14 protein-coding genes, 2 pseudogenes and 1 riboswitch are annotated in these 13,443 nt (G+C 70.9%); of the genes and pseudogenes, 14 read left to right on the top strand and 2 right to left on the bottom strand.

What is annotated here, in order from left to right:
- Positions 1–175: 175 nt before the first annotated feature.
- From AB0I18_RS14550 to AB0I18_RS14515, 8 genes are all read left to right on the top strand, one after another.
- Positions 176–517 (top strand): metalloregulator ArsR/SmtB family transcription factor, encoded by a 342-nt coding sequence (locus AB0I18_RS14550; RefSeq protein WP_363105792.1) that lies wholly within the window; start codon positions 176–178, stop codon positions 515–517.
- Positions 514–2,250 carry a SulP family inorganic anion transporter gene (locus AB0I18_RS14545; RefSeq protein ID WP_363105791.1) on the top strand — a complete coding sequence of 579 codons (1,737 nt, stop codon included), beginning with the start codon at positions 514–516 and terminating at the stop codon, positions 2,248–2,250. The genes AB0I18_RS14550 and AB0I18_RS14545 overlap by 4 nt, the downstream gene beginning before the upstream one ends.
- A gap of 52 nt (positions 2,251–2,302) precedes the next feature.
- Positions 2,303–2,716 (top strand): ATP-binding protein, encoded by a 414-nt coding sequence (locus AB0I18_RS14540; protein ID WP_363105790.1) that lies wholly within the window; start codon positions 2,303–2,305, stop codon positions 2,714–2,716.
- Positions 2,717–2,885: 169 nt separating this feature from the next.
- Positions 2,886–3,236, top strand: a complete 351-nt coding sequence (locus AB0I18_RS14535) for a metalloregulator ArsR/SmtB family transcription factor (protein ID WP_363105789.1) — start codon at positions 2,886–2,888, stop codon at positions 3,234–3,236.
- 398 nt (positions 3,237–3,634) lie between these two features.
- The gene (locus AB0I18_RS14530) at positions 3,635–3,760 is read left to right on the top strand and encodes a hypothetical protein (RefSeq protein WP_363105788.1); all 126 of its coding nucleotides are present in this window, start codon (positions 3,635–3,637) and stop codon (positions 3,758–3,760) included.
- Entirely contained in the window at positions 3,757–4,569 is an 813-nt protein-coding gene (locus tag AB0I18_RS14525; protein WP_363105787.1) for an HAD-IA family hydrolase, read from the top strand. Before AB0I18_RS14530 ends, AB0I18_RS14525 begins: the two co-directional genes overlap by 4 nt.
- Positions 4,566–6,965, top strand: a complete 2,400-nt coding sequence (locus AB0I18_RS14520) for a glycosyl hydrolase family 65 protein (protein ID WP_363105786.1) — start codon at positions 4,566–4,568, stop codon at positions 6,963–6,965. Before AB0I18_RS14525 ends, AB0I18_RS14520 begins: the two co-directional genes overlap by 4 nt.
- A 150-nt stretch (positions 6,966–7,115) precedes the next feature.
- Positions 7,116–7,490, top strand: a complete 375-nt coding sequence (locus tag AB0I18_RS14515; RefSeq protein ID WP_363105785.1) for a four-helix bundle copper-binding protein — start codon at positions 7,116–7,118, stop codon at positions 7,488–7,490.
- A 210-nt stretch (positions 7,491–7,700) separates the two neighbouring features.
- Here AB0I18_RS14515 and AB0I18_RS14510 read toward each other — a convergent pair whose 3' ends face one another.
- Complete coding sequence (locus AB0I18_RS14510; RefSeq protein ID WP_363105784.1) at positions 7,701–8,273, bottom strand: histidine phosphatase family protein; 573 nt, start codon at positions 8,271–8,273, stop codon at positions 7,701–7,703.
- A gap of 130 nt (positions 8,274–8,403) precedes the next feature.
- Positions 8,404–8,546: riboswitch (cobalamin riboswitch) on the top strand.
- Between the two features lie 37 nt (positions 8,547–8,583).
- Here AB0I18_RS14510 and AB0I18_RS14505 point away from each other — a divergent pair.
- From AB0I18_RS14505 to AB0I18_RS14495, 3 genes are all read left to right on the top strand, one after another.
- Positions 8,584–8,805 carry a CbtB-domain containing protein gene (locus AB0I18_RS14505; protein WP_363105783.1) on the top strand — a complete coding sequence of 74 codons (222 nt, stop codon included), beginning with the start codon at positions 8,584–8,586 and terminating at the stop codon, positions 8,803–8,805.
- Positions 8,806–8,842: 37 nt separating this feature from the next.
- A complete protein-coding gene (locus AB0I18_RS14500; protein ID WP_363105782.1) occupies positions 8,843–9,610 on the top strand; it encodes a CbtA family protein in 768 nt (255 codons plus the stop codon).
- 178 nt (positions 9,611–9,788) lie between these two features.
- Positions 9,789–10,979, top strand: a complete 1,191-nt coding sequence (locus AB0I18_RS14495; protein ID WP_363105781.1) for an acyl-CoA dehydrogenase family protein — start codon at positions 9,789–9,791, stop codon at positions 10,977–10,979.
- Between the two features lie 254 nt (positions 10,980–11,233).
- Here the strand turns inward: AB0I18_RS14495 and AB0I18_RS14490 are convergent, their stop codons facing one another.
- On the bottom strand, positions 11,234–11,434 hold the full coding sequence (locus AB0I18_RS14490) for a hypothetical protein (RefSeq protein ID WP_363105780.1): 201 nt from the start codon (positions 11,432–11,434) through the stop codon (positions 11,234–11,236).
- Positions 11,435–11,445: 11 nt separating this feature from the next.
- Between AB0I18_RS14490 and AB0I18_RS14485 the strand changes: the two are divergent.
- From AB0I18_RS14485 to AB0I18_RS14475, 3 genes and pseudogenes are all read left to right on the top strand, one after another.
- A pseudogene (locus AB0I18_RS14485) lies at positions 11,446–11,872 on the top strand (NAD(P)/FAD-dependent oxidoreductase); the annotation flags it as partial.
- 243 nt (positions 11,873–12,115) lie between these two features.
- Complete coding sequence (locus tag AB0I18_RS14480; RefSeq protein WP_363105779.1) at positions 12,116–13,030, top strand: UTP--glucose-1-phosphate uridylyltransferase; 915 nt, start codon at positions 12,116–12,118, stop codon at positions 13,028–13,030.
- 60 nt (positions 13,031–13,090) lie between these two features.
- Positions 13,091–13,297: pseudogene (locus tag AB0I18_RS14475) on the top strand (IS5/IS1182 family transposase); the annotation flags it as partial.
- Positions 13,298–13,443: the final 146 nt, after the last annotated feature.

Below are 13,443 nucleotides of genomic sequence, written 5' to 3'. Positions count from 1 at the left end.
GGACCCCGGACCGCCCCGTGAGCTGCGCGTGAGGCGTCGGCGTATTCAATGAGATTATGAATTGCAAAAGTCAGCAATTCGCTAGATGCTGTGGTGGCTGTGTCCGCCGGTGGTCGTGGGGTACAGCCTCCGCAGAGCACCGGGACGGACGTCCGGGATGGGAAGTCGAGGGGTCGTGTCGGTTCCGCTGTACGAGGCCAAGGCCGAGTTCTTCCGCATGCTCGGGCATCCGGTGCGCATAAGGGTCCTGGAGCTGTTGCAGGACGGGCCGATGCCGGTACGCGACCTGCTGGCCGCCATCGAGGTGGAGCCGTCCAGCCTGTCGCAGCAACTCGCCCTACTGCGGCGCTCGGGCATCGTCACCTCGACGCGGGACAGGTCGACGGTGGTCTACGAACTGGCGGGCGGAGACGTCGCGGATCTGATGCGGGCGGCGCGGCGGATCCTGACCGAGATGCTGGCGGGGCGGGATCAACTCCTGGCGGAGCTCCAGGAAGTCGAGGTCGTCGCGCGATGACCTCGGGGATCGGCCGGGTGTGGGCCCGGCTCGCTGTACTGCTGCCTGCCCGCGCCGACATGACGGAGATGGGCCGTAGCCCTCGCCGGGATCTGCTGGCCGGGCTGACGGTGGCGATCGTCGCACTGCCGCTGGCACTGGGTTTCGGGGTCTCCTCGGGCCTGGGTGCGGAAGCGGGGCTGGCGACCGCGGTCATCGCCGGCGCGCTCGCCGCGGTCTTCGGCGGGTCGAATCTGCAGGTGTCCGGGCCGACCGGGGCGATGACGGTCGTCCTCGTGCCGATCGTCGCCGAGCACGGGCCCACCGGCGTGCTCACCGTCGGACTGCTGGCCGGCCTGATGCTGGTCGCACTGGCGGCGCTGCGGGCCGGCAAGTACATGCAGTACGTGCCGGCGCCCGTGGTCGAGGGGTTCACCCTCGGCATCGCCTGCGTCATCGGCCTCCAGCAGGTGCCGAACGCGCTGGGCGTGGCCGCGCCGGAGGGCGACCGTGTGCTGGTGGTCACCTGGCGGGCGGTCGAGGAGTTCGCCCGGCAGCCGAACTGGACCGCCGTGGCCCTCGCGGCCGGCGTCGCCGTGGTCATGCTGGTCGGGGCCCGCCTGCGGCCGACCGTCCCCTTCTCCATCGTCGCCGTCATCGCGGCCACGGTCGTGGCCCAGCTGGCGGATCTGGACGCGGCCGCGCCGATCGGCGACCTGCCCTCCGGACTGCGGGCGCCCTCGCTCGGCTTCCTCGACGTGAGCGCGCTCGGTTCCCTCCTCGCCCCCGCTGTCGCGGTGGCGGCGCTGGCCGCGCTCGAGTCGCTGCTGTCGGCCTCGGTCGCCGACGGCATGACGGTCGGTCAGAAACACGATCCCGACCGGGAGTTGTTCGGTCAGGGCGTGGCCAACATCGCGGCGCCGTTGTTCGGCGGGGTGCCGGCGACGGGGGCGATCGCACGGACCGCCGTCAACGTCCGTACGGGCGCCGGTTCGCGACTGGCCGCCCTTACCCACGCCGCGATCCTCGCCCTCATCGTCTTCGCCGCGGCCCCGCTGGTGTCGAAGATCCCGCTGGCGGCGCTCGCGGGCGTGCTCCTCGCGACCGCGATCCGCATGGTCGAGATCGGCTCGCTACGGGCGATGGCGAGGGCCACCCGCTCGGACGCGGTGATCCTCGTCCTCACCGCCGTCGCCACCCTGGCACTCGACCTGGTCTACGCCGTGATCATCGGCCTGGTCGTCGCGGGCGGCCTCGCCCTGCGCGCGGTCGCCAAGCAGGCCCGCTTCGACCAGGTGCCGCTGGACCGGGGCGACCACAGCGCCGAGGAACACGCACTGCTGGCCGAGCACATCGTGGCGTACCGGATCGACGGGCCGCTGTTCTTCGCCGCGGCCCACCGCTTCCTGCTGGAGCTGACCGACGTCGCCGACGTACGGGTCGTGATCCTGCGCCTGTCCCGGGTCAGCACCATGGACGCCACCGGCGCGCTGGTCCTCAAGGACGCGGTGGAGAAACTGAACCGGCGCGGCATCATCGTGATGACCTCCGGGATCCGTCCCGGCCAGCGCCAGGCCCTGGACTCGGTCGGCGCGCTCGGCCTGCTGCGCAGGGAGGGCCGTGAGTACGCCACCACCCCCGAGGCGATCAACGGGGCCCGCGACCACCTGCGGTCGGCCGGCCTGCTGCCCGTCGTCCCGCGATCGAAGAGCGTCCCGGACGCCCGCACCGCGAACGAGGAGGCGGTCCGATGAGCGGCGCCGGCCCCGCCGCCCCGCGCACGGCCGCGGTGAAGGCCTGACGGCCATGACCCTCGAAGCTCTGCCCCACCGCCACGTGCTGACCCTTCCCGCGGTGCCGTCCGCGGTACGGATCACACGTGAGACCGCCGAACAGATCCTCAAGGAGTGGGGAATCAGCCTTCGCCACCCCGCGGTCGATCCGGCGCTCCTGATCCTCGGCGAACTGGTCACCAACAGCGTCCGGCACGCCGCCGCGCTCTCACCGCAGCTCACGGTCATCTACGCGGCGGGCGCCGACTGTCTGGCGTTCGCCGTCCACGACCGTCACCCGTACCAACCGTCCCTGCTCGGGATCGCGGCCGGCGCCGGTGGGCTCGGAACCGTCATGGAACTCACGCTCGGCCTCGGCGGCACCGCGGTCGTACGCGGCGACGCCGACGAGAAGGGCAAGAGCATCTGGATCACCCTGCCCCTCTGAGTCGGCCCTCCCCTCTGAGCCGCATGGCAGCGGGGACCGGCCCCCCTTGGGCGACGGAGCCGCCGGCCTCAGGGAGGATGGGCCGTATGTGTGTGACGAGTGGGTGGATGCTGTGCGCCGAGGACCGGCCGGGACGGTCGTGCGGCCCGGTGGGGGAGAGGGCGGCAGCATGAGTACGCCGCTGTACCAACTCAAGGCCGAGTTCTTCAAGACGCTGGGGCATCCGGCGCGTATCCGAGTGCTGGAACTGCTGAGCGAGCGGGAGTACGCGGTCGCGGAGATGCTGCCCGAGGTGGGTATCGAGCCGGCGCATCTGTCCCAGCAGTTGGCCGTGTTGCGACGCGCGAATCTGGTCGTGACCCGCAAGGCGGGCTCGACGGTGTACTACTCGCTCACCAGCCCTCACGTGGCGGAGTTGCTGAGAGTCGCGCGGACCATCCTGTCGGGGGTTCTCGCGGGCCAGGCGGAACTGCTCGCCGACCTGAAGGCCGCCCGGCCGGGCGGCGAACCGCCGTCGTAGAGACCGGTCTTGGGCCGGCGGGATCCGTCGGCTCCGCAGGCTCTGTGCAGATGTTCGCCGGGAGCATCGTCGCCTTCCGCGGCGGAACACGCCCGCCGGCGCATCCCCGACGTGAGGGTCTCCACCGAGCCGGTGCCCGAAGACCGGTGCCGGAAGAGGCGATGTCTCGCGGGTGCGCGCCGGCCGTGGTGCGGGCCCGGCGCTGCCCCGCGCACGAGCGCACCGGCCATCCGATGCTCGCCGACGAACCGGCGCCGTACACGCGGCGCGGGCTTCGGTCCCGCTGGACGGGGTACTCCACGACGCGGCCGAAGACCACCCGGCCGTCAGGGTGCCCCGCGCCAGGGGCGAGGGACCGGCCCGCAAGGCCCTGCCGCCCGACAACCTACGGAGTACTCATGACCGTGCCAGTCCGAGTGGGCACCAACCACGGCGACCTCGTCAAGGACTCCGGCCGCTACGACAAGTGGGGCTGCGGCAACCGACCGCCGGACCTCACCGGCCACGTGGCGGAGCGGCCGTGAACCCCCGGCCCGCCCCGTCCGGCAAGTCCCCCGGCGGGCTCGCACCCGCGCTGCGGGACATCCGGGCCGTCGTCCTCGACACCGACGGAGTGATCACCGACTCGGCCCGGGTGCACGCAGCCGCCTGGAAGACCGCCTTCGACGCGTTCCTGCGCGACCAACCGCCCGAAGACCCCGACCAGCGGCGCCCGTTCGACACGCACGACGACTATCTGCGGTACGTGGACGGCAAGTCACGCCTCGAGGGCGCCGCCGCCTTTCTCGCCTCACGCGGCCTCGACCTGCCCGCCGAGACGGTGCGCGAGGTCGCCGCCGACAAGGAGCGGCTGTTCACCGAGCGGCTGCGCGAGGAGGGCATCGACGCCTACCCGGGGACGGTGCGGCTGCTGCGAGCGCTGAGGCGCGAGGGGATGCCCCTCGCGGCGGCCTCCGCGTCCCGCCACGCCGGTGAACTCCTGACCAGGGCCGGCGTACGCGACCTCTTCGACGTACTGGTCGACGGCGGCGAGGCGGCCCGGCTGGGCCTGCCGGGCAAACCGGAGCCCGACCTGTTCCTGGAGGCGGCCCGGCGGCTCGGCATCCCCGTCGGCCGCACCGCCGTCGTCGAGGACGCCCTGGCAGGAGTGGAGGCGGGCCGCCGGGGAGGGTTCGCTCTGGTCATCGGGGTGGATCGCACGGCCGGTCCGGGTACCCGGGAACGACTGCTGCGGCACGGCGCCCACCTCGTCGTCCGCGACCTGGGAGAACTCATCGAGGAGACCGAGGAGACCGAGGAGACCGAGGAGACCGAGGGAGGCGTACCGACGTGACGGGCTGGACCTGGGACTACGAGGGCTACGATGCCGCGGACGAGAGGCTCAGGGAATCCCTGTGCACGCTGGGCAACGGCTACTTCGCGACCCGCGGAGCGATTCCCGAGTGCGTGGCGGACGACGTGCACTATCCGGGCACGTACGCGGCGGGCTGCTACAACCGGCTCACCTCCGAGGTGGCGGAACGCCGGGTCGAGAACGAGGACATGGTCAACCTGCCCAACTGGCTCCCGCTCCGCTTCCGCCTGCTCGGCGACGGTGACGGAAACGGCGGCCAGGGCCCGGGAGCGTGGCTCACCCCCGACACCGCGACGGTCCTCGACCACCACCAGACCCTCCACCTGTCCACCGGCCTGCTGGAGCGCCGTACGCGCTACCGCGACGACGAGGGCCGCACCCTGGCCGTGCGCCAACTGCGCATCGTGCACATGGCCGACCCTCATCTGGCGGCCCTGCGCACCGAGTTCACGGCGGAGAACTTCTCCGGCGAGATCGAGGTCGAGGCGGCCCTCGACGGGGCCGTCGCCAACGGGGGCGTGCCCCGCTACGCGGACCTGGACGGCCGCCACCTGACCCACGTGCACACCGACACCGCCGCCCCGGACACGGTGTGGCTGCGCTGCCGTACCCGTACCTCGGACATCCGCGTCGGCATGGCGGCCCGGTTCACCGCGGACGCGCCGGTCACGACCCGGCACGGCCCCCTGCGCGCCACCCAGCGCACGCGCCTCGACCTGGCTCCCGGCCGCACCGCCACCGTCGACAAGTGCGTCGCCCTGCACACCTCGCACGACCCGGCGATCAGCGACCCGCTGTGCGCCGCGATCGACCGGGTGAGCGAGGCGCCCGGCTTCGACGATCTGCTGGAGTCGCACAGCACGGCCTGGGGCCAGCTGTGGCGGCGAGCCGAACTGGAGGTGCCCGGCGAGGCGGGCAGCATCCTGCGGCTGCACCTCTTCCACGTCCTGCAGACGCTCTCCCCGCACACCGCCGACCTCGACGTGGGCGTACCGGCCCGGGGACTGCACGGCGAGGCGTACCGCGGGCATGTCTTCTGGGACGAGCTGTTCGTCCTGCCGTACCTCGACCTGCACTTCCCCGAGGTGTCCCGCGCGCTGCTCCACTACCGCCACCGGCGCCTCGAACAGGCCCGCTCCGCCGCCCGCGCCATCGGCCGCACCGGTGCGCTCTATCCCTGGCAGAGCGGCAGCGACGGCCGCGAGGAGACCCAGGAGCTGCATCTCAACCCGCGCTCCGGGCGCTGGCTGCCCGACCACTCCCGGCTCCAGCACCACGTCGGCTCGGCCGTCGCGTACAACGTGTGGCAGTACTGCGAGGCGAGCGGGGACGCCGAGTTCCTGCACACCAAGGGTGCCGAGATGCTGCTGCAGATCGCCCGCTTCTGGGCCGACTCGGCCAGCTACGACGAGAGCCTGGGGCGGCATCGCATCCGGGGCGTGGTCGGGCCCGACGAGTACCACGACGCCTACCCCGGAGCCGAGGTACCCGGCCTCGACGACAACGCGTACACGAACGTCATGGCCGCCTGGGTGCTGACCCGTACGCTCGAAGTGCTTCAGGCCCTGCCCGAACCGCGTCGGCGGGAACTCGTCGAGCGGACGGCCCTGGACGCCGGCGAGCTCGAACTGTGGGAGGAGGTGTCCCGCACCCTGCACGTGCCCTTCCACGACGACGTCATCAGCCAGTTCGAGGGCTACGGCGACCTCGTGGAGCTCGACTGGGACGGCTATCGCGAGCGGTACGGCGACATCCGGCGCCTGGACCGGATCCTGGAGGCGGAGGACGACACGGTCAACCGCTACCAGGCGTCCAAGCAGGCCGACGTCCTGATGCTCGGCTACCTCTTCTCGCCCGCCGAACTCGAAGGCCTGTTCCGCCGGCTGGGCCACCGCCTCGACGCGGACACCTGGCGGCGCACCGTCGACTACTACCTGCACCGCACCAGCCACGGCTCCACCCTCAGCGGCCTGGTCCACGGCTGGGTGCTCGCCAGGGCCCGGCGCGCCGAGGCGTGGAAGTTCTGCCAGGAGGCACTCCAGGGCGACATCGCCGATCTGCAGGGCGGGACCACGGGGGAGGGGATCCACCTGGGCGCCATGGCCGGCACCCTCGACCTCGTCCAGCGCGGACTGACCGGCCTCGAAACGCGCCAGGGCGCCCTGTGGCTGGACCCGGTCCCGCTGCCCGAGCTGTCCTCCTACGGCTTCGCCCTCCGCTACCAGGGCCACTGGGGCGTACGGCTGCGCCTGGAGCGGGGCAGCCTGGAGATCGCGGTGCCCGCCTCCGACCGGTCGCCCATCGACGTCCGGCTGCCGGGCCACGCGGTCCGCGTGGAGCCGGGGGAGACCTGCCGGCTTGTACTGCCGGACTGACGACGACTGGTACTGCCGGACTGACGACGGTCACGAAGGGACAGCGGTGGCAGGGCGTCGGACAGCAGCCCCGTCCTACGGCCGGTGGCCGCCGTGGACCAGCACGACCGGTGAGGGTTTGGCGTGACGGTGTCCGGCTACCCGAACGACGTGTCAGCAACAGAGCAGCAGGAACTCGTCCGTTTCCTCGAGGATCGGTTCGCCTGCGCGCAGGCCTGCACCGAGTGCGCCCGGGTGTGCGCCCTGCGCGCGAGCCTCGCCGACCTCGACGGCCCCGATGATCAGCAACAGCTGCGGCGCAAGGGCATCCTGTGCGCGGAAGTGTGCGACGCGACCTGCCGCGCCCTCGCCGAGGAGACCGTGCAGAGCGACGAGGCGGGGATGCGTGCCCAGGTCGAGTGGTGCCGCGCCGTCTGCCTCGAAACCGCGCACGTCTTCGACCGCGGCCCCGGCGCCGAAGAGGGCGCCCAGGCCTGCCGGGACTGCGCGCGGGCCTGCACGGAGTTTCTCGCCCTGCTTGGCTGACGGCCCCGCCGGACCGACGACGATGGCCCGAGGACGACGGGCGGGAACGGTGGTCAGCCAGCCAGCCAGTGAGCGGGCCGAGCCTCGCCGCCGCACGACTGGAGCTGGAGGTCTCCTTCCCCGGCGTGAGCTGTGTGAGCTGCGTGATCAGCCGGTCAGACGGTCACTCCGACCGCACGCCCCGCCCCGCCGCGAAGCGCCACCCGGGCGTCATTCCCCGAGCGCCCGCCCCACCCGTACATTCCAGCGCCCGTCCCGTCCGCTGAACTCCGTCGCGGTCAGCGGCGGCACATCGATCCGCCAGAACGCCGACTCCGGAGCTCCGAGCGCCCCGGCCACCGCGGCGCGTACGACCTCCGGCTCGACGACGGCGACGATCCGGCCCGAGCCGAGCCCTGCCACCGATTCCAGCCACTTCGCGATCCGTTCGCACAGATCGCGTACCGACTCACCGCCGTGCGGGGCGGACGAAGGGTCCGCGAGCCATCGCGCCACCGCCTCCGGTTCATCGGAGCTCACCTCGGCGAGGGTCGCGCCTCGCCAGCGGCCCACGTCCAGGCCTGCCAACCCGGGCTCGGCGACCGGATCGAGGCCGAGTGCCACGGCCGTCTCCCGGCAGCGCACGCCGGGCGAGACGAAGACCCGGTCGGCGGCGGGCAGCGAGGCCGCGGCGGTCTCGGCGAGCCGCAGTCCGGCCGCTTCGACGGGGCATCCGTCATCGAAACGCGCTTCTCGCAGCGCCACACTCATCGCTGGTGAGATCAACATCACTCGGCTGGTCATCGGCCCACTCCCGCACTCCACACGTACTCAATACCCTTGCCCCGACCGGGATTTGGTGGCGTGACCAGGTGCCCGGCGCACGCCCGTCACCCCATGCGCCCTTGGCCGCGCCTCCGCTTCGCGGTACCTTCTCGTCGATATTGACGACGGTTCGACGGAAGCCGGTGGAAATCCGGCACGGTCGCGCCACTGTAAGCCCCGCACCAACCGCCCCCACCAGGAGCGGTGAAGGCCGGGCAAGTCAGACCCGTGGCCGTCGTCCTCATGCACCACCACGATGGGACGCGAGTTCCCCAGGAGGTCCTGCCACATGGCACAGTCCGTCGCTCAGCCGACCGTGAACACCCCTGCCGTACCCGCAAAAATGCCGATCGGCGCGATCGCCCCCTGGGCGGTCTTCTTCGGCGTTCTGATGCTGGTGCTGCTCTACTTCGTCGGCGCCGAACAGGGCGCCACCTCCCTGGTCTCCGGCGAGGGCGTGCACGAGTGGGTGCACGACGCCCGCCACCTGCTCGGCTTCCCCTGCCACTGACGGCGAAAGTGACCAAAGGGACCGACAGGACAACTCCATGAACTCCGTCACCGTCAGAAACCTCCTGGTGCGCGGCATGCTCGCGGGTCTCGCCGCGGGCCTGCTCGCCCTGGTCGTCTCCTACTTCCTGGGCGAACCCCGCGTCGACGAAGCCATCGCGTTCGAGGAGTCCCACTCCCACGAACACGGTGGGACCGAACTCGTGAGCCGTACGATGCAGTCCACCGGCGGCCTGTCCACCGGCGTGCTCGTCTACGGCGTCGCGTTCGGCGGGATCGCCGCCCTCGCGTACTGCTTCGCACTCGGCAGGATCGGCCGCTTCGGGCCGCGCGCGAGCGCCATGCTGCTGGCGACCGCGGGCCTGCTCGCGGTCTACGTCGTGCCGTTCCTGAAGTACCCCGCCAACCCGCCGGCCGTCGGCGACCCCGACACCCTCAACCAGCGCACGGCCCTGTTCTTCCTGATGGTGGCGCTGAGCGTGCTGCTCGCCGTCGCCACCGTGATCCTCGGCAAGCGTCTCGCGGGGCGTCTGGGCAACTGGAACGCCACGATCGCCGCGGGTGCGTTCTTCGTGCTCGTCGTCGGACTCGCGTACGTGTTCCTGCCGTCCTTCAACGAGGTGCCGAAGGATTTCCCGGGCACCCTCCTCTGGCAGTACCGCCTCGCCGCCCTGGCCATCCAGGTCACCCTGTGGACCGCCTTCGGGCTGGTCTTCGGAGTGCTCGCGGAGCGCGTACTTGCCCCCAAGCCGGCCAGGACCGAGGGGAAGTCGCCCGAAGCGCGGGCAACTCCCGTCGCACACTGAGCCGTTCACTCAGAGTCGCTCACAGAAGGGCCTCCGGACCACCGTCCGGGGGCCTTTCGCGTAGGTGCGTACGTCACCGGCATTCCCAATTTCTGCAACAGGTTCTACGGTGTGCGCCGTCAGTCCGGACAGCCGAAGCAGCAGGCCGGCAGCAGGCCAGTGGGATCCAGGAGGCGCCGTGCATCTCGAATACACGCCGGAGCAGCAGGAGTTGCGCACCGAACTGCGCGCCTACTTCGCCGATCTGGTGCCGGACCATGTGCATGCCCGGTACGGCGACCCGGCGACGCAGAAGCGCTTCTACCGTGACACCATCCGGCGGCTCGGCTCCGACGGCTGGCTCGGTGTGGGCTGGCCGAAGGAGTACGGCGGGCGCGGCCTGAGCCCGATGGAACAGTTCATCTTCTTCGACGAGGCCGCCCAGGCGGGCGTACCGCTGCCGTTGATGGCGCTGAACACGGTCGGGCCGACGATCATGCAGTTCGGCACGGAGGAGCAGAAGGCGTACTTCCTGCCGAAGGTCCTCTCCGGCGAGATCGACTTCGCGATCGGCTACAGCGAGCCGGACGCGGGCACGGACCTGGCCGCGCTGAAGACCCGCGCGGTCCGGGATGGCGACGAAGCCACCGGCCACTACACGGTCAACGGGCAGAAGATCTGGACGACCAACGGCGATACGGCGGACTGGGTGTGGCTCGCGGTCCGCACCGACCCCGACGCCCCGCCCCACAAGGGCATCACCATGCTCCTCGTACCGACCTCCGACCCCGGCTACTCCTGCACACTCATCAACACCCTCGCCTCCCACGACACCACCGCGAGCTACTACGAGAACATCCGCGTCCCCGCCTCCCGCCGGGTCGGCGAGGAGAACAAGGGCTGGCGGCTGATCACCAACCAGCTCAACCACGAGCGCGTCACCCTCGCCGCGCACGGCACCATGGCCATCCGGGCCCTGCACGACGTCCAGCGCTGGGCCATGGAGACCAAACTCGCCGACGGTCGCCGCGTCGTCGACCTGCCCTGGGTACGCCGTCGCCTCGCCCAGACCCACACCAAGCTCGACGCGATGAAACTCCTCAACTGGCAGATGGTGAACGCCGTCCAGGAGGGCACCTTGACCCCGCAGGACGCCTCCGCGGTCAAGGTGTACGGCTCCGAGGCCCGCCGGGACGCCTACGCCTGGCTCATGGAGGTCGTCGCGGCGGCCGGTGTCCTCAAGGAGGGTTCGGCGGGCGCGGTGCTCCACGGCGAACTGGAGCGCGGCTACCGCTCGGCCGTGATCTTCACCTTCGGCGGCGGGAACAACGAGATCCAGCGGGAGATCATCTCGTGGATCGGTCTGGGGATGCCCCGGGTGCGGCGTTAGCGCAGTTATGACGAGGCCTTCATCGCCAACTGCTTTGAGGCGATTGATCCTGAGAAGTTGATGCAGGCGGTCGAGGAACCTGTCGTGGACCGCTCGGGTTCTCAAGCCTCTGCGCGCGCGATGCTGCGGGCCGGGGTCATGGCGAACGGTCAGGTCCGTCGGCCGGTGTCCGGCACTCCGCGGGGCAGGGTGGTCTCCCCGCTGCTGACCAATGTCTATCTGCACCGGCTGGACCGGGTGTGGTCGACACGGGATCACGGGATCACAGGGTGCTGGTGCGCTATGCCGACGACGCGGTGGTGATGTGTGCCAGCGGCGAGCAGGCCGAAGCTGCCCTGGAGCGGCTGAAGGGCCTGCTGGCCGAACTCGGCCTGGCGCCGAAGGCGGCCCACGCCTTTGACCAGATCGGCTCGTACGCGCGGATGCGGATCGGCGGGTTCCGCGCCAAGAAGCACCGGCGCACCAGGAAGTTCGGCTGGGCGGTGGTTGCCTTGACAGCGAGCCTGTGCCGGATGTGTGGGCGGCCGGCGACGGTGCGGCTGTTCCCGATCTGGCTTCGCCCGTGCCGGGGGCGCACACGGTGCCCAACGCTCAGCACGCCGTGCGACAAGGCAGGCGCCTTGCAAAGAACATCGCAGCCGGCCTGCACGGAGGCAGGATCCGAAGCTACCGTCACAGCAGCCTGGGAGCGGTGGCGACGCTGGGACACGTCCTGGCCGTGCCCACCTGGGAACGGAAGGTCCGCGTCCTGTCTGTCTGGCTCACCGCGGCCCTGTTTCGGGAGGGATCTCGTCTCCCTGGCCTCTGTGCAGCACCCCCGGGCGGCGCTTGTCACGAGCGGCAATCCACAGGGCTCCGACGAGAGCCGGGGGAGCGACCACACGGCCGCCTGAGCATGCGGGAGTGGAAGCAGCGCGTATTCGCCGCCGCTGTGATGTGCCAGAAATCTTGAGGGTTGTTTCTGCTTCGTGGTCCGGTGACCCGTTCTGCCTTCGGCGCACTCTGGTGTCGTCCTCCAGCGCCTCCACGGGAACAGTGTCGAGTGAGGTCAACCGTGACTTACGCTGTCGCCGGTAGGCGCCTTTTCCGGTGCCGTGCCAGCCGGTACGGTGTGCCGCTCGACCGAGAGAGACCTGATGTCCCCGACGATTCGCAGGGCCGTGATCCCCGCCGCCGGACTCGGCTCCCGTCTGCTGCCCCTGACGAAGGCGACGCCGAAAGAGATGCTCCCGGTCGGCGACAAGCCGGTCATCGAGCACACCGTCCGCGAGTTGGTGGACTCCGGCATCACCGACATCACCATCGTCGTCTCCGGCGGTAAGAGCCTCATCCAGGACCACTTCCGCCCCAACCCCGCCCTCGTCGAAAAACTCCGCGAGGACGGCAAGACAGCCTACGCGGACGCGGTGGAGGAGGTCGCGGAGCTGGCCCGCCAGGGCCACATCACCTACCTCGACCAGTACGGCCCTTACGGCAACGGCACCCCGGTGCTGAACGCCGCCCGTTCCTTCGGCGACGAGCCCGTGTTGGTGCTGTGGCCCGACGACGTCTTCGTGGCCGAGGTCCCCCGCGCCCAGCAGCTGATCCGCGCATATGAGCAGACCGGCTGCCCGGTGCTGGCCCTCCTGCCGATGGATCCCGCCGACTCCCAGCGCTATGGCGTGCCCATCGTCAAGGAAGACCTCGGAGGTGGCCAACTGCGGATCACCGGCCTGGTCGAAAAGCCCGAGCCAACTGCCGCCCCGTCGTCGTACGCGGCTATCGGCGGCTATGTCGTCACCCCCGGCATCATCGACGAACTGCGCGAGCAGACCCGCCGCTGGTACGAGCACAGGACCGGCGAGGTCTACCTGACCGACGCCATCAACGCCTACGCCACCACCCGCGCGGTGTACGGGCAGGTCATCAAGGGCAGCTGGTACGACACCGGCAATCCGGCCGACTACCTGGTCGCCCAGATGGCGTTCGCCCTCGCCCACCCGGAGTACGGCCCCCTCCTGCGAGGCCTGGTCACCGGACTCGACGCCGACCGTACTCAAAACAACACCTGACCTGCCGCTTTACCGCGTCAATACCCCTACATGACCCGGCAACCACACCCATGACCGGAAGTCCGGCCGAAGGCCGCCCTGCTCGGGCGCTCACGGGGCGGGCGGACCAGCAAGATCCACCTTGCCGCCGACCGCAGGTGCCGCCCGCTGTGGATCGTACTGACCGCAGGACAGGCCGCGGACAGCCCCCGGTTCATCCCCGTGCCGAGCAAGGTTCGCGTCCCTGGTCCGGTCGGCCGTCCCCGCACCAGGCCGGAAGCGGTCGCCGGGGTTTCGGTGGCCCGCTGCCGCCCGGGGAGTGGGGATTGTGTGCCACCGGCGCCGGGCCGGCCCGCGGGCTCAGGTGCGGGCGGCCGCCAGGCAGGCGAGGGCGGCGATGATGACGGCGACGCGGACGTAGTGGAAGCGGTCCC

The sequence above is a fragment of the Streptomyces sp. NPDC050704 genome (genome assembly GCF_040654355.1).
Lineage (GTDB): Bacteria > Actinomycetota > Actinomycetes > Streptomycetales > Streptomycetaceae > Streptomyces.
Note: the sequence above shows the minus strand (reverse complement) of the source record. Positions and strands in the feature narration are given on the sequence as shown.

Coding starts and splice junctions, on each gene's coding strand:
- AB0I18_RS14545 (WP_363105791.1), top strand. CDS start 514: ATGACCTCGGGGATCGGCCGGGTGTGGGCCCGGCTCGCTGTACTGCTG.
- AB0I18_RS14540 (WP_363105790.1), top strand. CDS start 2,303: ATGACCCTCGAAGCTCTGCCCCACCGCCACGTGCTGACCCTTCCCGCG.
- AB0I18_RS14535 (WP_363105789.1), top strand. CDS start 2,886: ATGAGTACGCCGCTGTACCAACTCAAGGCCGAGTTCTTCAAGACGCTG.
- AB0I18_RS14530 (WP_363105788.1), top strand. CDS start 3,635: ATGACCGTGCCAGTCCGAGTGGGCACCAACCACGGCGACCTCGTCAAG.
- AB0I18_RS14510 (WP_363105784.1), bottom strand. CDS start 8,273: ATGACCAGCCGAGTGATGTTGATCTCACCAGCGATGAGTGTGGCGCTG.
- AB0I18_RS14505 (WP_363105783.1), top strand. CDS start 8,584: ATGGCACAGTCCGTCGCTCAGCCGACCGTGAACACCCCTGCCGTACCC.
- AB0I18_RS14500 (WP_363105782.1), top strand. CDS start 8,843: ATGAACTCCGTCACCGTCAGAAACCTCCTGGTGCGCGGCATGCTCGCG.
- AB0I18_RS14480 (WP_363105779.1), top strand. CDS start 12,116: ATGTCCCCGACGATTCGCAGGGCCGTGATCCCCGCCGCCGGACTCGGC.